The 19,077-nt window shown below is 60.0% G+C and carries 15 protein-coding genes and 1 pseudogene; 6 read left to right on the forward strand and 10 right to left on the reverse strand.

Annotated features, from left to right (window positions below; all coding sequences use genetic code 11):
• The first annotated feature begins 552 nt into the window (after nt 1-552).
• Both selD and OXI69_07870 read left to right on the forward strand, forming a co-directional pair.
• A pseudogene (selD, locus tag OXI69_07865) lies at nt 553-1,530 on the forward strand (selenide, water dikinase SelD).
• A 58-nt stretch (nt 1,531-1,588) separates the two neighbouring features.
• Nucleotides 1,589-3,004 carry a sugar transferase gene (locus OXI69_07870; protein ID MDE2666051.1) on the forward strand — a complete coding sequence of 472 codons (1,416 nt, stop codon included), beginning with the start codon at nt 1,589-1,591 and terminating at the stop codon, nt 3,002-3,004.
• Between the two features lie 11 nt (nt 3,005-3,015).
• Here OXI69_07870 and OXI69_07875 read toward each other — a convergent pair whose 3' ends face one another.
• The 4 genes from OXI69_07875 to OXI69_07890 form a co-directional block, all read right to left on the reverse strand.
• Entirely contained in the window at nt 3,016-3,747 is a 732-nt protein-coding gene (locus OXI69_07875) for a 7-cyano-7-deazaguanine synthase (protein MDE2666052.1), read from the reverse strand.
• 368 nt (nt 3,748-4,115) lie between these two features.
• Entirely contained in the window at nt 4,116-4,385 is a 270-nt protein-coding gene (locus OXI69_07880; protein MDE2666053.1) for a hypothetical protein, read from the reverse strand.
• Between the two features lie 89 nt (nt 4,386-4,474).
• Nucleotides 4,475-7,279 carry a pitrilysin family protein gene (locus tag OXI69_07885; GenBank protein ID MDE2666054.1) on the reverse strand — a complete coding sequence of 935 codons (2,805 nt, stop codon included), beginning with the start codon at nt 7,277-7,279 and terminating at the stop codon, nt 4,475-4,477.
• Nucleotides 7,280-7,310: 31 nt separating this feature from the next.
• Nucleotides 7,311-8,078 carry a methyltransferase domain-containing protein gene (locus OXI69_07890; protein MDE2666055.1) on the reverse strand — a complete coding sequence of 256 codons (768 nt, stop codon included), beginning with the start codon at nt 8,076-8,078 and terminating at the stop codon, nt 7,311-7,313.
• Between the two features lie 474 nt (nt 8,079-8,552).
• On the opposite strand from OXI69_07890, the gene OXI69_07895 reads away from it, so the two are divergent.
• From OXI69_07895 to leuD, 4 genes are read left to right on the forward strand one after another with little or no spacing between them, the layout of a single operon-like run.
• Nucleotides 8,553-9,794: a molybdopterin molybdotransferase MoeA gene (locus OXI69_07895; protein MDE2666056.1), complete on the forward strand. Its 1,242-nt coding sequence runs from the start codon at nt 8,553-8,555 to the stop codon at nt 9,792-9,794.
• Nucleotides 9,795-9,841: 47 nt separating this feature from the next.
• Entirely contained in the window at nt 9,842-10,315 is a 474-nt protein-coding gene (moaC, locus tag OXI69_07900; protein MDE2666057.1) for a cyclic pyranopterin monophosphate synthase MoaC, read from the forward strand.
• Between the two features lie 59 nt (nt 10,316-10,374).
• A complete protein-coding gene (gene leuC / locus OXI69_07905) occupies nt 10,375-11,787 on the forward strand; it encodes a 3-isopropylmalate dehydratase large subunit (protein ID MDE2666058.1) in 1,413 nt (470 codons plus the stop codon).
• A 39-nt stretch (nt 11,788-11,826) separates the two neighbouring features.
• Nucleotides 11,827-12,438 (forward strand): 3-isopropylmalate dehydratase small subunit, encoded by a 612-nt coding sequence (gene leuD / locus OXI69_07910; GenBank protein ID MDE2666059.1) that lies wholly within the window; start codon nt 11,827-11,829, stop codon nt 12,436-12,438.
• Between the two features lie 451 nt (nt 12,439-12,889).
• Here leuD and OXI69_07915 read toward each other — a convergent pair whose 3' ends face one another.
• From OXI69_07915 to hrcA, 6 genes are all read right to left on the reverse strand, one after another.
• Complete coding sequence (locus tag OXI69_07915; GenBank protein MDE2666060.1) at nt 12,890-13,639, reverse strand: hypothetical protein; 750 nt, start codon at nt 13,637-13,639, stop codon at nt 12,890-12,892.
• A gap of 532 nt (nt 13,640-14,171) precedes the next feature.
• Nucleotides 14,172-14,909, reverse strand: a complete 738-nt coding sequence (locus OXI69_07920; GenBank protein MDE2666061.1) for an RsmE family RNA methyltransferase — start codon at nt 14,907-14,909, stop codon at nt 14,172-14,174.
• Nucleotides 14,910-14,981: 72 nt separating this feature from the next.
• Nucleotides 14,982-15,887: a 50S ribosomal protein L11 methyltransferase gene (prmA, locus tag OXI69_07925; GenBank protein MDE2666062.1), complete on the reverse strand. Its 906-nt coding sequence runs from the start codon at nt 15,885-15,887 to the stop codon at nt 14,982-14,984.
• 108 nt (nt 15,888-15,995) lie between these two features.
• Nucleotides 15,996-17,111 (reverse strand): molecular chaperone DnaJ, encoded by a 1,116-nt coding sequence (gene dnaJ / locus OXI69_07930; GenBank protein MDE2666063.1) that lies wholly within the window; start codon nt 17,109-17,111, stop codon nt 15,996-15,998.
• A 23-nt stretch (nt 17,112-17,134) separates the two neighbouring features.
• Nucleotides 17,135-17,827: a nucleotide exchange factor GrpE gene (grpE, locus tag OXI69_07935; GenBank protein ID MDE2666064.1), complete on the reverse strand. Its 693-nt coding sequence runs from the start codon at nt 17,825-17,827 to the stop codon at nt 17,135-17,137.
• 122 nt (nt 17,828-17,949) lie between these two features.
• Nucleotides 17,950-19,032 carry a heat-inducible transcriptional repressor HrcA gene (hrcA, locus tag OXI69_07940; protein MDE2666065.1) on the reverse strand — a complete coding sequence of 361 codons (1,083 nt, stop codon included), beginning with the start codon at nt 19,030-19,032 and terminating at the stop codon, nt 17,950-17,952.
• Between the last annotated feature and the right edge of the window lie 45 nt (nt 19,033-19,077).

Genomic DNA, 19,077 nt, shown 5'->3' on the forward strand with positions numbered 1-19,077 from the left:
ACATAAAGAAGACTGGCCGTGTAAACCATGTATGCGGTTTATTGTGTAAACCATGAATGGATTGCACACTTGAGGCCAGCACAAGGCTTCCGGTAGAACTCTATCACTCCCCCCTTGAGGGGGAGTCGGCGAGGCAAACGCGGCGTCCCTTCGACCAGGCCGCAGCATGCAGCCGAGCCGGAGGGGGGCCAACGCGGCGCCCCGAAAGCGAAGCCCGCAGTCGAACCGGTGGGGGGAACGGAACCGGCGAGATCGCCACCTAGGAGATTGAGCCCGCAGTCGAGCGGATGGAGGGCAAACGCGGCGTTTCGGCAATGACTCTCTGCGGAACGGACACCGCCAGGGAGCATGGGCGTACCCCCAAACAATGCCCGGCATAGCTTTGGATATCTCCCCCAACTTGGGTAATCCCGGGTCCGTGATCGGAAACTCGAGGCGGATGCGTGGCATAATAGGGCGATTTTGGTGGTTTCCAGCAATCCGGAGGCGTGCATGCGCAAGCGACTCACAGAGATGGTGTCCTGCGCGGGTTGAGCTTCCAAGCTCGCCCCACAGGCGCTCATTCAAGTGTTGAGTGAGTTACCCCGACAACCTCGGAATCCCGATCTCCTGGTCGGCTTCGACACTGCCGACGACGCGGGAGTATTTCGTCTCCGGGACGATCTGGCCCTGGTTCAGACGCTGGACTTCTTTACTCCGATTGTCGACGATCCCTTCGACTACGGACGTATTGCCGCTCTGAACTCCCTCAGCGATGTCTGGGCCATGGCCGGGACACCGGTAACGGCTCTTTCAGTGACCTGTTTCCCCAAGAAGGGAGTGGACTGGGCCATCTTGTCGGAGGTGATGCGGGGGGGGCTGGATGTCTTGACACAACACAAGGTGACCCTCCTGGGCGGCCACAGCGTGGATAATGAGCAGATCATGTTCGGCTATGCCGTGACCGGCACCATCCATCCGAATCAGGTGACCACCAACGCCGCTGCCCGACCCGGGGAGCTGCTGGTCTTGACAAAGCCCATAGGGACCGGAGTGATCTCAACCGGGATCAAGTTTCAAACCGCATCGTCTTCGGTTGCCGAGGCCGCCGTGGGCACCATGCTGCTGCCGGGAGAGGCGGCAGCTCTGGCCATGCGTGACTTTAACCTCCGTTGTGCCACCGATGTCACCGGCTTCGGACTGTTGGGGCACCTTTGGGAAGTGGCTCAAGCCAGCCGGGTGAGCCTGGAAATCGATTCGGCAAGGGTTCCGCTGCTGGAGGGAGCTTGGGAGCTGGCGAGGCAAAAGATGCTGACCAGCGGGGACACGAGCAACCGGGAATTCGTAGGGTCGGGAGTTGCCCTCAGGGAAGGCATCGAGTCCGAGCTGATCAGCCTGCTATTCGACCCTCAAACGGCGGGCGGCATCCTGATGTCGGTTCCCCAACAGAGAATCGAGCCCCTGTTGGCTCGGCTGCGGCGAACCTACCCCAGCGCAGACGTGATCGGGCAGGTTGCCGGATGGGGAGACCCGGCCATCCTTGTCCATTGAGCCGAGTTCCGGACTGGCGGACCGTGCCGGTCTCGGGGATGAGGGGAGGCGATGACCCATGATGCAGCGCAAGTACCGCATCGCCCGGCTGGTTTACGCCCTGGTGGAGACGGCAGTCACGGTGGTCTCCTTCCTGCTGGCTTATGTGATTCGAGACCATCTGCCCCTGGCCTACTTCGGAGAGTTGTTTCCCCTCCGCGACTACCTGGGACTGCTGCTGGTGGTGGTCCTGTTGTGGAACGGGTTGGCTCTACTGATTCAGCAGCAGCCGGCGCTCTCGGCCAGCGACAGGCTGGGTGTGGTCAAGGAAACGGCGCTGCTGGTCTTTCTGGGTGGGGTCCTCATCAGCGCGGCCATTTTCGTGCTGAAATACCAGTTCATCAGCCGGCCCTTCATCCTGATATTCGTTCTGGTCAACTTGCTTTTCCTGCTGGCCTTCCGACTGTATGCGGCCAGGGGGGTCAGCCGGTTCGGCCGTCTGGTGTCGGGAGACCGGAATCTCCTGATCGTGGGCAGCGGTGACCGCGCCGCACGGGTTGCGACCGTTCTGGAGGAAGCCGAGGCCTGGGGGTATCACCTGGTCGGCATTGTGCCGGAATCTCCCGACACCCCGCCCGATTCCCGGCTCGGAGGCTATCCCAGGATTCCGCTCTCCCAATTCGGCGAGGCCATCAAGAGGCATACCGTCGATGAAGTCATTTTCGTGGTATCCAAGGATGCCCTGGCGGGACTGGAGGAAATCTTTCTCCTGTGCGAGGAAGAGGGCGTCAAGACCAGGGTCATGCTCAGCTTCTTTCCCCACGTGACGTCCAAGGTCTACCTGGAGGCCTTGCAGGACCTGCCCCTGCTGACCTTCACCACCACGCCCCAAAACGACTACCTGCTCCTGGTCAAGAACGGCATCGACCTGGTGCTGGCCTGCAGCCTATTGGTGTTGACGGCGCCCCTCTTTGCCTTGATCGCACTATCGATCAAGGTCACCTCAAGAGGGCCGATTATCTTCAAGCAGGTCCGCTGCGGGTTGGGGGGACGGGAGTTCGTCTTCTACAAGTTCCGGTCCATGGTCGAAAACGCCGAAGCTGCCCAGGGGCAGTTGCAACATCTCAACGAGATGTCGGGACCGGTTTTCAAGATCGGCAAGGATCCCCGCTGCACGCCGGTGGGCCGCCTCCTGCGCAAGTTCAGCCTGGATGAGCTTCCCCAGCTCTTCAACATCCTGAAGGGAGACATGTCTTTCGTGGGGCCGCGCCCGCCACTCCCGCGAGAGGTGGAAAACTACCAGCGCTGGCAGCGTCGAAGGCTTCGGATGAAACCGGGACTTACCTGTTTGTGGCAGGTTCGCGGCAGAAACGAGATCGATTTCGACGAGTGGATGAAGTTGGACCTGCACTATATCGACAACTGGTCCCTGCTGCTGGACGTCAAGATCGCCTTGAAGACCATTCCGATTGTGCTGCTGGGGAAGGGAACCTGACCGGCTTGGTTTCAGTCCGCCTGATCCCCCCGGACGGAGCCCGCCCGGATCTCCAATCCGGGCAGCCGGTGGTAATCGGTCCGGTCCTGCACGCCCGCCTCGAGGAAGGAGCGCCGGCGCTCGGCGCACTTGTTGCAACCGCCGCAGTGTTTTTCCCCAACCGGGCGGATACAGGAGAACGTCAACTCCAGGGGCAGCCCCGTGCCCAGTTGGACCACCTCTGTTTTTGAGAGATTTCTGAACGGAGTGAGAATCTCCAGTGGATGGGTTAGAGCGTCGCTTGCCAAACGTTCAAAACCGCGAAGAAAGGCCGGGGTGGCGTCGGGGAAGGGGTTCCCCTTCAACAGCCCCAAAGCGATGACGCCGATCCGGTTAAGCGAGCAATAGACCGCGGCCTTGGAGAGGAGAAGGAGGTTGCGGCCCGGCAGATAGACGGCGCTATCCTCGGAATGAGCTCCCGGAACGGCCTGGCCGGTGGTGCTCCAATGGGATTGGTAGGTGTCCTCGACCGGAAGACTGAGCTGCCTCAGGGGTTGGATTCCGGAATAGTTCAGTCGGGCCAGAAACCTCCGGAGCCATATCAGCTCGATCCTTTCCCAGACCAGGCCGGCCCGGACATAAAGGGGTGTGAGCTCCCAGCCCTGTTCGGCAAGGTGGGCCAACAGAACGCAGCTATCCAGCCCGCCACTGATCAGCACACAGGCCCGGCGATGCTTCCGTCCTCTTGAACTGACCGCGGTCATTGCCGTTTCAGGTGGGCCCAGCCCGGTGTGCGGATCATTCGAGGATAAAGAGCCGGTCGTCAATACAGGCGAACCACGAATGGACACGGATGAACACGAATAGACTCGATAACAGATAGACCTGCTTCAACGGCAAGCGGCACCAAAATGTGTCTGAAATCTTGCCCCCGTGGCGTGAGTTCGTGTCCTTGGGGAATGACTCGCTACATTGGTTTCAAGATCTCTTGAATCGAAGAAACACGGACAGGTGAGTCAAGAATTGTGGATTTCAGGCGGATTGCAGCAAATTTATAATTCAAATATTTGGTGTCCATTCATGGTTCTTCGTGCCCCTTCGTGGATAACCCCTCAACTGGTTCGACACAAGGTCAATCCTTGAACAGACTGTCAAAGGCCGACCTGGCGTCGAGGGCTGCGGTTCCGGAAGAGGCGCCGGCCCTTGTCTCGGCGGGTGAAAAGTAGTCGCAGAAGTTTGCCCGCTCTCTGTCGCTCACCCATTCAGCCTGGGTCTCCCGGCATTGATTGTGGACGGTTGGATCGTGGAAGCTGCAATTCTTGCAGACGTGGAGGTCGCTGTGGCATTGGTCGCAACTGTCGTTTCTCGAGATCCTGCTACCAGGATCAAGATCAATGGACATGCCGCATTTCCAGCATTGCACGACACTACCTCCCGGATGGCCGCCAATCACTCCCGACGGCTTCAGCCTCCGAACTAATCGAGGCAGTTCTACTTCTTGGCAGCCGCGGCGAAGTCTCCTGCCTTGACGATGGTCATCTTGTCCAGGTCCAGGTGGCGTCCGAGGGCGGATAGGATCTGGTCCGCGGTGAGAGCATCGATCTTCCGCTCGAAGTCCTCGTCCCAGGCCAGCGTTCGACCCTGAAAAAGGCGACTGGCCATGGTGCCGGCCAGGCGGTTGTCCTGAGATCGGCTCACCTGGCGGGACTGCAGGTACCCCGACTTGGCTGCCGCAATTTCCTTGGCGGTGAACCCGTCGGTGAGCGCCCGCTCAACCTCCTCCCGGAAGGCCGCTTCCACTCTTTCGATATTTTGCGGCGCCGCAATCGCCCAGGTGCTGAAGGCACCGTGCTCGTCCTTGGCTCGCGCTTCCAGATAGGCTCGAACCCCGTAGCTGAGCCCCTCTTTCTGGCGAATGCGCACCGCCAGGCGAGAGTTGAGAAATCCGCCGCCCAGCATGTAGTTGCCCAACACCAGCGCCGGGTAGTCGGGGTGGCTGTCGCTGACAGCCAGGGGCATTCCGGCGATGAAGACTGCGTTGGCCTTGTCGGGCGTCTCTACCGAACGGTTGGCCGGGGCGATTTCCTGATAGGGGTTTTCAACTCTCTGGTAAGCACCGGGGCTGCTCCAATCGGGAAAGATCTCCTTCAGGACCTCAACGATGCTGTCGGTTTCGAAGTCCCCCGATATGGCCACTTCTCCGTCTGAGGCGCCGTAGAAGTCCCGGTGGAATCCTTTCACCTCCTCCAGAGTTGCAGACTTGATGGAGTCAATTCGCTCGTCAAAGGTGGGCGAATAGTTGACATGCCCCTTGGGATAAGTATTGCCGTGGCGCGCAAAGGTGCTCGCGGCAATCGCTTGGGGATTGCTCATCTGCTGCTCTATGGCGGCCAGTCGTTCCTCCTTGAGCGTGTTGAACTCCCCTTCCGGAAAGGAAGCCTGGCGAAACACTTCCCCGACCAGCCGCAGGACTTCGGGAAGATTCTCCTTGACAGTCTCCATCGATGCGGAGGCGCCGGTCGCGCCTCCCGAGACGCGGCCTGTCGCCTTGAGCCGATCCAGTGCATCCTGGATCTCCTGCCTGGTGCGCCCCGCCGTGCCTCGCATGAGCATCGATCCGGTCAATCCCGCGATGATGTTCTTATGCATCAGGCTCTTCTCGTTGCCGAAATGAAGTCTTATGTTGGCGACGACCGTGCTCCCGCGCGTTTTCTTGGGAAGCAGCGCCAGTTTCAGGTTGGATCCGATCGACAGTCGTTGCACTCGAGACTCGATGTTACCGGGTGACGGATCGAATGCCTCACCCGCGGCGACGGCGGCGTCCCCCTTGTAGTCCTTGAGCATGGCTGCGACGTCGGGGCGTTGGGGGATTTCGGCCCTGTCCGGATCCTCGGTGGGGACGAATTGCCCCAGGGTTCGGTTGGATGACTTCAGATAAGTGGACGCCGCCCGGTGCACATCTTCAGGCGTCACTTTTCTGATGCGGTCCCGATGGAGGAAGAAAAGGCGCCAGTCACCCATGGCTACCCATTCACTCAGGCTCAAACCCACTCGATTCACGTCGTTGAGAGCCAGATCGATGTTCTTCAGCAGTTGCGTCCGCGCCCGCTCGACCTCCTCAGCCTTGGGCGGTTCCCGCCGGATGTCCTCGACCGTGCTCAGGTAGGCCTGCCGGGCCTGCTCCAGCGAATCCTGCTGGCGCACTTCGGCGCCCAACAGCACAACTCCCGGGTCGTGTAATTGAAAGTTGAAGCCGTAGACTCGGCTGGCCTTCTTGGTTTCGACCAGTGTCTTGTGCAAACGCCCCGAGGGTGTATCGGAGAGGATATGGGTCAGGAGATCCAGGGCGGCAAAGTCGGGGTGGGATCCCGCTGGAATGTGGTAGGCGGCCATCAGCAACTGCACGTCGCCCACCCGACGCAGCGTTACCGTGCGTTCGCCATCCTGGGTGGGCTCGGAGGTATAGGGTTTCTGCAGTCGTCGGGTCGGGCGGGGAATGGGACCGAATTTCTTGGCAATCAAGGCCAGGGTGCTGGCGACCTCGAACTTTCCGGCCACCAGCAGGACGGCATTATCGGGCTGGTAGTACTTGCGATAGAAAGCCTTCAAGCGGTCAATGGAGACGTTTTCGATGTCGGAGCGGGCGCCGATAGTGGACTTGCCGTAGTTGTGCCAGAGAAAAGCAGAGGCCAGCGTGCGCTGCATCAGGATGCGGACCGGATTGTTTTCCCCGCGCTCAAACTCGTTGCGGACCACCGTCATTTCGCTGTCCAGGTCCTTCTTGGCGATGAAGGAATTGATCATGCGGTCGGCTTCCAGATCCAGTGCCCAATCCAGATTTTTGTCGGTAGCTCTGAAGGTTTCGAAATAGTTGGTCCGGTCGAACCAGGTAGTGCCGTTGGGGCGGGCTCCATGCTCGGTCAGTTCCTGCGGGATGTTGGGGTGCCGCGGAGTGCCCTTGAAGACCAGGTGCTCCAGCAGGTGGGCCATCCCGGTCTCACCGTAACTCTCGTGCAGGGATCCCACCAGGTAGGTGATATTCACGGTAATGGTGGGCTTGGAGGGGTCGGGAAAGAGCAGAATCCGAAGCCCATTGTCCAGGCGGTATTCGGTGATTCCTTCGACCGAAGTCACCCGCTCCATTCCTTCCGGCAGGCTGGAGTCTTGCGGCCGCACGGGAACCGGCGCCGCGGCAGCGGTGGACCCCGTCCACAAAACCAGGGCGAACAAGACCACGCCCGCCAAAATCATGGCAAGGGGTCTGGAAGAGAGGGAGATTGTTCTGGGAGACTGCATGGTTTCTATCCTCGCTTTTATTGGAGCGGTATCAATTCTTGACAAGCGGTGCCACTGGCTCCTTGTCGCGATTCATCTCCGGCAAACCGCTGCCGTCAGAGCCTTTGCGGCAATAGCGGGCTTTGGCGGGCGGGAGATTCCACCACACCTGGCGGCAGTCGAACTGGTGTTGTCGGGCAAACCTGCCAATCCTCGAGTTGACCTTCCGGAGCCGGTCGCGGTCCGCGGCCTTGAGAAAGCGGCTCCTGACGCCGGGGGACAGGGAGTATTCGAAATAGACAAACACGCCCCTGGCGGTCAGGTGGTTCATCAGGATCTCCAGGATTTCATCGACCGTCTGAACATCGAAACTGTTGAAGGGAAGTCCGCAGACGATGAAATCGTAAGGCCGTGCCTGCTCCAATTGACGCACGTCGGCATTGTGGAGGTTGCATCGGACGCCCCGGGCGTGGAGGTCCTGATTTTGAAGGAAGCGACTCAAATACCGGCAGAACCTGGGGTTCGACTCGTAGATGTCCAGCCGGTCTCCGGGGATCAGAGACTTGAGGATCCGGGCGGTGAAGACCCCGGTGCCGGCTCCCACTTCCAGGACCGCAATGGGGCGTTCCGGCCGGTCCTGAAGGGGTTGGACAATTGCCTTGGCCAGAAGCGGTGAGCTGGGGGCGATGGCTCCCACGGTGCCGAAACTGGACAGGACCTGGGAAAGAAAAATCCGATTCTGGTCCCAAAAAGGTCTGACTCTCCCCATGGCCTGTTGCAATGGACCGCGGCTGGAGGGGCAGTCGATCAAAGGACTCACCGGAAATTCCCGGGTATGGGTTTCAACCCGGTTGCTGGACGAGTTCCGGCCTTGAAGCATACCCGATCTCGGACCGTGCGCCAAGCGCGGCGGGCGAGTCGGCGCAAGCGTGTCCCATGCTGCCCCACTGTTCGGGCAACCCTTGTGGATGCCCATTGTCGGCGCTCGCCCGGTTATCTCCGCATGGGACGTCCACAAGGGGCACCCACAAGGGGCGCCCCTACGGTCGCACAAGGAATCTGGGCCTGATGGGGAACAATAGATCAGTGGCGCAATACCTCCCGGAGCCAAGAATTGATTCCGGGAGGCACTGCCAGCCCTGTATCATAGGGGCGCAAATCGGGGAGAGAGGGTGGTTTTCAATGGGAATTCAGTTACCCTCTCGGCAATAGTCGACCCGTGCGGCGTCACCTGATCTTGTGTTGGGGTGCCCGCCAATCCGCACTAACCAACTGCTGACTTGGAGTTTCTTCAATGTTGACCGTCAAGGCCGCCAGGGGAATCGTTCTGGACCATTGCGGCTCCATCCGGCCCGGCCGGTTGTCCACGGAAGTGGTGTCGTTGCCGGCCTCACAAGGTCGGGTCCTGGCCGAGCCGGTACACCTCGACACAGACCAGCCGCCGTTCGATCGCAGCATGCGAGACGGATATGCCGTCAAGTCCCGGGATCTCGATCCGCTGCCGGCCCGGCTCCGATGTGTGGGTGAGATTAAGGCGGGGGAGGTCCCGACCCGGGTTCTGAAATCGGGAGAGGCCATTCAAATCATGACAGGGGCGCCGGCGCCCAAGGGCGCAGACGCCGTCGTCATGGTCGAGCATACGGAAAGCCTGCCCAAGGATGAAGTGGCTGTGCTTCGATCGGTTCCTTCGGGAGCCAACATCGCCCCCAGAGGTTCGGAACGCAGGTGCGGCGAACTCCTGATGCCGCCCGCCACCCGCCTGGGTGTTCTGGAGGTGGGAGGCCTGGCCGCGGTAGGAAAGGCACGGGTTCAGGTTTTTGGGCGTCCGGAGGTCAGCATTTTGGCCACCGGGGACGAACTGGTCGACGTCGATCAGGAACCCGGTCCGGGGCAGATCCGCAACTCCAATGCCTATTCTCTATCCGCCCAGGTGGTGAGTCATGGTGGCGTGCCCCGAGTCTTGGCCACAGCCGGAGACACCATGGAACAGCTCAGGCGGCAAATTCGCCTGGGTCTGGAGAGCGATGTTCTGCTGGTGAGCGGTGGCGTTTCGGCAGGGAAATACGATCTGGTCGAGGAGGTCTTCGAGGAACTCGGTATTCAAATCCTGTTCGAAGCGGTGAGCATGCGACCCGGAAAACCCACGGTTTTTGCGAGGCGCGAGCAGCAATTCGTTTTCGGTCTTCCCGGCAATCCCGTGTCGACTTTTGTGGCCTTCGAGCTTTTTGTGTCTCCCGTGCTAAAGGTCCTGCAGGGGTTGCCGGCCGGAGCCCTGAATATGGTGAGGGGGCGGGTTCAGGAAAAAATTCTGGAGAAATCAGGACGCACGGCTTTGCTGCCGGCAACCGTTACCCTCGACTCCGGCCGCATCTGCATACGACCCGTGTCCTGGAAGGGATCGGCGGACATCTTCAGCCTGGCGGAGGCCAACGGACTGGTGGTGGTTCCCTTGGAGTGCAGGGAACTGCTTCCCGGCCAGGAGGCTGACGCGCTGCTGTTCGAGCCCATGAGAGGACTGTCCGGTTGTGAATTTTGAAGCGCGGACCCTGTGATTTTCTTCTTGACGTGGGGAGGAGTTACAGCATGAGCCAGTTCTCTCACCTCGACGATGCAGGCAGGTTGCGCATGGTGGATGTCTCCTCCAAGCCCGTCACCCAACGCAGGGCTCGCGCCCGGGGTGAGGTCAGGGCGTCCGCGGAAACCATCGCCCAAATCCACAATAACCGGCTGGCCAAGGGCAATGTCCTCGAAGCAGCCAGGCTGGCAGGGATCATGGCGGCCAAGAACACCGGACAGTGGATTCCTCTGTGCCATCCTCTGCAACTGAGCCACGTTCAACTGGAGTTCATGGTCAACGACGAAGGGGTGGAAATCGAAGCGACCACCCTGGCCGAGGGGAAGACCGGGGTTGAAATGGAAGCCCTGGTGGCCGTGTCGGCAGCGGCGTTGACCATTTACGATATGTGCAAGGCCATCGACCGAACCATGGAGATCGGGAACATCCGCCTGATGGAAAAGTCCGGCGGCCGGTCCGGGCACTTCGTCCGTTCCGATTAGGCTGCTCTGGTACCGGTTATAATGGGGGTCAGAAATTGCTGGTGAGGAGTTACTGAATCATGAAGCCACAGACCCTGTTCGACAAGATATGGACAGCCCACCTGGTCCGTGAAGAGCCGGGCCAGCCCTGTCTCCTCTACATCGACCGGCACCTGGTGCACGAGGTGACCTCTCCGCAGGCATTCGAGGGACTTCGACTGGCCCGACGGCCGGTTCGCAGACCGGACCTCACCTTCGCAACCATGGACCACAATATCCCGACCACGGACCGCCAACTGCCCATCCGGGACCCCATTGCAGCCAAACAGGTGCAGACGCTCGAGGAGAACTGCCGGGAATTCGAGATCACCCTGTTCGACCTGAACAGCCCCTACCAGGGCATCGTGCACGTCATCGGTCCGGAACTCGGCCTGACGCTGCCCGGGTTGACCCTGGTGTGTGGAGACAGCCACACCTCGACCCATGGCGCCTTCGGAGCGCTGGCCTTCGGGATCGGCACCAGCGAGGTGGAACATGTTCTGGCCACGCAGTGTCTACTCCAGGACAGACCCAGAACGCTGTTGGTCCAGGTGGAAGGCCAGCGACCCTATGGTGTTGAGGCAAAAGATATTATCCTTTCCATAATCGGTCGTATCGGGACCAGCGGCGGGGCAGGGTCGGTGATAGAGTACGCCGGGCAAACCATCCGAGAGCTCACCATGGAAGAGCGCATGACCGTTTGCAACATGTCGATCGAGGGAGGAGCACGGGCGGGGATGATTGCCCCGGACGACACGACTTTCAACTATCTCCGGGGCCGAAAGTATGTTCCGGCGGACTTTGAAGCGGCCGTTGCCGGCTGGAAACACCTGGCCAGCGACCCTGAAGCGGAGTTCGACGACAGCATCCACATCGCGGCCTCCGGCTTGAGTCCACAGGTCACCTGGGGCACCAATCCGGGCCATGTGGCTCCCATCGATTCCCGGGTTCCCGACCCGGCGGAGTTCGATGATCCCAATGCACGCAAGTCGGCCGAGCGAGCTCTGCAATACATGGATTTGAAGCCGGGCACGCCCCTGGTCGACATTGCGGTGGATCGTGTCTTCATCGGATCCTGCACCAACTCGCGCCTGGAGGACCTCCGGTCGGCGGCGCGCTTCGTCAAGGGGCGACGCGTTTCTTCCGGAGTTCAGGCCATGGTGGTGCCCGGATCTCAGCAGGTGAAATGGCAGGCTGAAAAGGAGGGGTTGCACCATTTGTTTCGGGAGTCCGGATTCGACTGGCGTGAATCGGGGTGCTCGATGTGCCTGGGGATGAACCCCGACATTCTCAGCCCGGGCCAGCGGTGCGTGTCCACCTCCAACCGCAATTTCGAGGGGAGGCAGGGAAAGGGAGGCAGGACCCACCTGGTCAGTCCCATCATGGCGGCTGCCGCGGCCGTTGAAGGCCATCTGGTGGATGTCAGACAATACGACCTGGACGGAACACCTTAACCCAACCTGTCCTGACGCCCAGTCGCCGAGGATGCGAATATGGAACCCTTTGAGAAAGTTCACGGAGTGGTGGCGCCGCTGGATCTACCCAACGTGGATACAGACCAGATCATTCCCAAACAGTTCCTCAAACGGATCGAACGGACCGGCTTCGGCCAGTTCCTTTTCTACGACTGGCGCTTTCTGGAAGGGAAGACCCTCAATCCTGAATTTGAGTTGAATCAGGAACGCTATCGGGGGGCACGCATCCTGGTCGCCCGAGCCAACTTCGGGTGCGGCTCCTCTCGGGAACATGCCCCTTGGTCCCTTCTGGACTACGGCTTCCGTTGTGTCATCGCTCCCTCGTTTGCGGACATCTTCTTCAACAACTGCTTCAAGAACGGTCTGCTCCCGGTGCGGCTCTCCGAGGAGCAGGTGGAAGCCATTTTTCAGCGCGTTCGAGGGACCGCTGGCTTTCGGATGACGGTTGACCTGCAGAAGCAGCAGATTCATGCCGAAGGCGGGATGAGCTACAGCTTCCAGGTCGATCCCTTTCGGCGCCGTTGCCTCCTCAACGGTTGGGACGATATCGGCCTCAGCCTGCGGCATGAAGACCTGATCTCACAGTTCGAATCCCGAAACGCCCCGCCTCTGAACCACCCGTCGGTCTGAGCCTGAGCGGCCGGTTGTTTCAAGCCGCGTCGCACGGGCAGTAGACGAGCCTTGCCGCCCAACCGCATCGGGCTTCGCCATCCGGCTCGGCTTCTGCGACTCCCCCTCAAGGGGAGAGTGATAGCTGGGGTTCTTGAAGGATGTTATGCGAATATGGAGGGCAGACGCTCGAAGATAATCAGTTGAAAAATCCTATCCGCCGGCAGTTTTGTGGGTTAAGGGGGAGCTGCGAAGCTGCGGCTGGCGTGGGTTACCCGGCGAGACGTCTCCTGCAAGCCATCCTTGTAGAGCTGCAACGCAGCGGCTTCGTGTAGCCCCGGACGGCAGCCCGGGGTCGTTGGAATTCCGCGCAAACCTAGCCGCGAATGCGGCGCATTTAGAGCTGCGTTTCCGAACCCACAGCCACCCAACGTACAGAGAGCGGGGAGCCGGATTCAACTGAGACGGGACACTAATGCTTGGGAGACAGGAAGGAATCGAACTGCTTGGTCAGGCCGAACACGATACCCGACTTGGGGGAGTGGTGTGCCAGCCCGGCCACGGCGGCGACGTCCCAACGCAAACCACCGGCGTGGATCTGGAGTCCCATGCGAAACTGAGAGAGGCTCTCGGTTCCCAGAGGCGCTTGGTGGCGGCTGTTGCGGTGGCCGAATACCTCACCGGCGAGATTGACCTTGGAGGTAAGGGGGTAGATCCCGGCCAGCCCATAGAGCATGACGTCGTTTTGAACTCCCGCCAGTACGGGGTTGGCCAGGATCCCCAATCCCAGATTGCCGAAGACATGGAGTTCACCGAAGTGCTTCCCCACCAGAATGCCGCCGCGATATTGGGTGGCGTTCAAGCCGAGGCCCTTGGCGGTGGATGCATTGGGCACCTGAACCGAAGTGAAGAAGCCAAAAGAAGGTTTGGGGCCGCCTTCGCGCAACATGCGTATCTTGGTGGAAAGGAAGAGATCGCCGTAGTCGCTGGTTGCGGTCCCGCCGGAACTCAAATGGGGCCTCACCGGGGCGGGCGTGGATTCGGTAACCGAGAGAAGGTTGTGCGCAGTCCAGTCCATCTGTACTTCCGCCACCCCGGCCAGGCTGATATGAAGGCCCATGACTCCCAGACCGGTCTGATCCCCTCGTAGTCCCGAGACCGGAAATTTGGCGTCCTGCAGGAAATCGAACCCGAACTCCACCGAGGCGCGACCCGATTTCAAGATGGTGGGGTCTTCGGTTTGCAAGGGACGCTGTTGTGCGTCCGCATAAAGGGAACACACCGCAAAAGCCAGCACTAGAGTGGAAAGCCTCTGGAGGCTGCGAACGATCGGGCGGACTGGCGTGCAATGAGATGGATTCAATCCTCCGAAGTGAGATTTCGGGGGGCTGGTGTTCTGTCTCAGAAATAGGGTTGCCATTTTTCGGCGCGAAGCGGGGCTGGATGCTCGGAGCGGATACTAGTGTCCTGTCTCAGGAATAAGGTTACCATCTCCGATGGAGGTTCCACCGGGAAACGGTCGTAGGAAAGGTCCGTTGCGTTTCAGAGAACCGCCACCGTTGTGCTCCCCCGCCCTGGAACCTCCATCGGCCCTCCGGGTTCGGGCGGAACAGCGCCGTCGTCGTCGTCGCTCCTCCTCACAATGAGTGGGCATTGCATCGTCGTCGCTCCTAGAATGCGGCGCTGTTGCGCTCCGAAATATGGCAACCCTATTTCTGAGACAGAACACTAGTCCAAGGCCGGTGCGGAAGCAATCAATTTCCCGGGAACAGTTCGTACCGCAAAAGGGCCGCCGCAACCGTAGCAGCGGTTTCGGTTCTCAGGGTGCTGTGGCCCATTTGAACCGACTGAAACCCGCTACGCAGGAAGGTCTCGCATTCGCCGTCGGTCCATCCGCCTTCCGGACCGACGGCGAAGGCGACCGACGGCCAGGACCTGCCCCGGAGCAGCTTCTTGAGGGACATAGCCTGGGGAGCGGCCTGAAAGAGAAGTTTCAGATCGGCATCGACAGCTTCACAAATCTCACGGCACTCCACCGGTGGATAGAGTGTCGGTATGGTGGACCGACGGCACTGCTTGGCAGCGTTGACAAGGATGGTCCTCCACCGTTTCACCTTGGCCCGCCTCCTGTCCTGGTCGAAACTGACCACCGAACGGCGACCTTGAACCAGGTAGATCTCGGAGACCTCCAGTTCAGTGGCCTTCTGCAGGATCCAGGTCAGTCGATCGGACTTGCATAGGGCCTGGATCAGTGTCAACCGGACGTCGGGGTCGGCTGTCGAGGAGAGTAGGGAAACTTCCACCAGCCGGACCCGGTTTTCCGATATTTCCCCGACGCGGGCCGACCACAACCGTCCCCTTCCGTCTATGAGCTCCACGCTGGTGCCCACATCCGCCCGCAGGACATGAATCAGGTGGTGAGCCTCGCGTTTCTCCAGCATTGCGATGGCTCCGCTTGGGGGTGTGTCCAGAAAGAATCGTCGGACCGGCATGGTGGATCCCAAACAACCGGTTATTCGAGAACCGGGAGAGTGGCCGGGAAGTCAGGTTCCGGGCCGTTTGGATCAAGATCCCTCGGGCCGGGACGAGGGGTTCCTTCCAAACACGAGACACCGCCATTCTCCCTTGGCGATGTCTTGCGACAGCGTCAGTGGCAGGTCGCGAACGATTTCCGACCGGAATATGCCCGTTGCATCCCGTTCCAGCAGCCCGGAGAGAATGAGGCTGCCCTGCGGATTGAGGTGTTGGGCGAAGTCGGCCAGTTTCTGCTGAATCAGGTTGCCCTCCAGGTTAGCCAGGATGACATCGAATCCGCTTCCGGCAAGAGCGTCGACTTCTCCCGTAAACAGGCGGATCCGTTGGTCAACCCGATTGCGGCAACAGTTGGCCCGGGCGACCTGAATGGCCACCGGATCGATATCGAACGCCAGGACGCTTGCAGCGCCCAATTTGGCGGAGGCGATTGCCAGAATCCCGGATCCGGTGCCGATGTCCAGCACGGTTCTGCCGGTCAAGGGGAGTCTTTCCAGCACCTCCAGGCAGAGCTGGGTCGATTCGTGCGTGCCGGTTCCAAAGGCCATTTGAGGCTCCAACCACATGGAAATGCGATCCTGGACGGAAGTCCCGGAAACCTGCCGCCCGGGAATGATCCAAAAGCGAGCGCCGACCGGGAAGGGCTTCAGATTCCGGCGCCATGCCTTCAGCCAGTCGTGTTCTTCCTCGATTCCGGCGGTGCAGCCGGCAACCGAGACGGCTGAATCCCGGCATCGGGACTGGAAATCACTGTGCACACGACCGATGTCGCTGGAGGCATCGAAATAGGCCTTCAGTAACACCGCTCCCGACTTCAGTGGCTGTTCGTGCAGGCCTCGGGTCCCCATTTCGGCAACGATGGCCGAGGCCACTTCAACATGCCGGGGGTGAAGGGAGAACTGGAGATAGTTCCACTGTCGCATCGAAATTTGAACCAAGGGACGATACCGGCGACAGTCTTGACAAACCGGCTCCCGGCGGGGGACCTGTGGTTCAGGGCCTGTCCGGTCAGGGAAATGCGGAATGAGAGAGGCGGGTCTCGGGGATCAACCCAGAATGTCCTTGACCCTGTCGAACAACCCCCGCTCCAGGGGCTTGTTCTCCACCGGTGTCAGTTTCGCCAACTGCTCCAACAAGCGGCGTTGGTCCCGATTGAGCTTTCTGGGAGTCACCACGTTGACGGAGACGAATTCGTCTCCACGGCCGCGGCCGTTGACACCGGGGATGCCTTTGCCTCTCAATCGAAAGACCTTGCCACTTTGAGTGCCTGGCGGGATCGACAGGGTTTCCTCTCCTTCCAGGGTAGGGACCTTGATGGTCGCACCCAAAGCCGCCTGGGTGAAACTGATGGGAATCCTGCAGTGAATGTCGTTCTCCTGGCGCTCGAAGACTTCATGGTCTCCCACTCTCAAGACCACGTAGAGGTCTCCCGGCGGTCCACCCTGGAGACCTCCCTCACCCTCCCCGGAATACCTCACCCTGGAACCGCTGTCGACTCCGGCCGGAATCGTCACCTGGAGGAAGCGCTCCCGGCGAAGGCGACCCTCTCCGCGGCAATCGACGCAACGATCCTTGACCAGTCGTCCCGATCCCTGGCACTGGTGGCAGGGGCGGCTGATAGTGAAAAACCCTTGCTGGTAACGCATCTGGCCCTGCCCGTGGCAGGTGGGGCAGCTGGTGGCCGTAGCCCCGGGCGAGATACCGGAACCTTGACAGGGCTCGCATGACTCCATGCGGGGCACCTTGATCCGGGTCTTCATTCCAAAGGCCGCGTCCATGAAGTCGATCTGCAGGTCGTAACGGAGGTCGGCTCCCCTGCGCGCGGAAGATTGGCGGCGGGACGCTGATCCGAACAGGTCGCCAAAGCCGAAAAAGTCGCCAAAAATGTCTCCGAATTCCGAAAAAATGGTCGGGTCGAAGCCGGCTCCCCCGCTCCCGCCGACCGAACTGTGGCCGAAACGGTCATATTGAGCCCGCTTTTGGGGATCGCCCAGAACGCTATAGGCTTCGGCAGCTTCCTTGAATTTTTCTTCGGCGGATCGGTCCCCGGGGTTCTTGTCGGGGTGGTACTTGACGGCGTGCCTGCGGTAAGCGCTCTTGATCTCCTGGTCGGAGGCCGATTTGGAAACACCGAGGACTTCGTAGTAATCGCGCTTGCTCAACGCAACAATCTCCCTACACCGTTCTAATTGCTTTGTGTTTCGGTCGTCGTCTTGTCCGGAGCGGCAGCAACCTTTACCAGAGCGGGACGAAGCAGACGGCCCTTGAGAGTATAGCCCGGCTGCAGTTCATCCATAATCTGATTGTCGGCAAAAGCTTCCGTCTCCTCCCGCATCAGGGCTTGATGGCGATTGGGGTCGAAAGTTTGACCCGAAGTTTCAATGGGTTCCAGACCTGATTGGGCCAGCAGGTCCGTGAATTGCTTCAGGACCAGTTGAAACCCCGTCTTGTAGTCTGCAACCGTCTCACCCTCGGCAACTTCAAGCCCTCGTTCAAATGCGTCCAGGACCGGCAGCAACTTGCGTACAAAGTCGGTCAGAGCATAATCGAAGAAGTCATGCTTTTCCCGTTCGGTCCTCTTGCGAAAGTTATCGAATTCGGCCTGAAGTCGAAGCAGCCTCTGAAAAAGCGCCTCCTTTTCGGCCTTGAGGCGATGGAGTCGGGGATCCTCAGGGGCCGCCACGGCCGTTTTGTCGGTCGGGGTTTCGCCAGCGGGCTCCTCCGGGCCCTCAGCCGGTGGCTGTGCCCCGGGCGGCCCCTGCCGTGGGGTGGACTCCCGATCTCCTGTTTCACCTCGTTCGAGCGACGCCGATGGGTTTTGAGCCTCCGCGGCAGCCGTCACCGGGGGAGAATCCGCATTTTCTGAAGTTGAAGCCATGGCTGTGGTCATGCCGCGCGACGGCACCGGTTCGCCGTGCCTGCGTGTCTTCGCAAATTGGATGCAGCCGCTGTGAAGCGGTCGGTCCGAGGTGGCTTTTCGACTTGAATGGGGGAATTCAATCAGAGGCGCGCCACTTCGCCGCTTCCGGAGTCGGCGCCGAGGATCTGACCATAAAGCTTGGCGACATAGTCAACCGTGTTGATGGCTTTGGCATATTCCATACGCGTCGGCCCCAGGATACCCACCGAGCCCAGATTCCGATCATGGATCGTGAGCGGAGAGGAGATCAACGTGTATTCCCGTAATCCCGGCAACGAGTTTTCCGAGCCGATGATGATTCTTACACCCTGTCCGGGTCGTGCTTGAAGACACTGGTTGAGGATCTTTACCAGCCGGCTCTTTTCTTCGAAAGTCCTGAAGATGGACCGCATCCGTTCGGTGTCGGCAAACTCGGGTTGACCCAGGAAATTGGAAGCGCCGTCGAGGTAGATGTCGACATCGGGCTCGGCCACCTCGTCGATCAGACCTCTATCGCAGAGCAATATCACGTTGTTGAGGAAACGGTCGTAGAGGGCTTTTTCCTCCTTCATCTTCTTGAGGATGTCATCGCGGATGGAGAGCAGGCTGTAGCCGGAGTAGTTCTCGTTCAGAAACCTGGCCGTCTGGTCCAGCTCGCGTTGGTTGAACGACTCGTCGATTTGAATGATTCGGTTCTGCACCAGACCCGATTTGGACACGGTGATCACCAGGATCTTGGAATCGCTGAGCTGAATCAACTCAAGGTGTTTCAACAGGCTGTGACCGAGCGAGGGAGATATGACGAAGCCGACATTGTTGGTGGCGTGGGAGATCGCCTGGGAAATCCGCTCCATGACGTTATCGTGGGAGTCCGGAGTGAAAATCCTGCCGTTGATCAACTCCTGGTCCGAGCTGTTCAGGCAGGAAGATTCCAGCAGGTTGTCCACGTAGAATCGGTATCCCTTGTCGGTGGGAACCCTGCCTGCCGAGGTGTGAGGCTGAATCAGATAACCCGCTTCCTCCAGGTCGGCCATGATGTTACGAATGGTTGCAGGGCTGATACGCTGACTACGCTCCTTGGCAAGGATACGGGAGCCTACCGGTTTGCCGCTGGCGATGTAGTGCAGGATTACAGACTTCAGAATGTCTCTTTCCCGCTCATTCAACTCACGCTTGGTGTCCATTGGAACCGTTGCCTGATCGAAGGTTACTGAACGGTTTATAGTATC

It is taken from the genome of Acidobacteriota bacterium, assembly GCA_028875575.1.
Classification (GTDB): domain Bacteria; phylum Acidobacteriota; class Terriglobia; order Versatilivoradales; family Versatilivoraceae; genus Versatilivorator.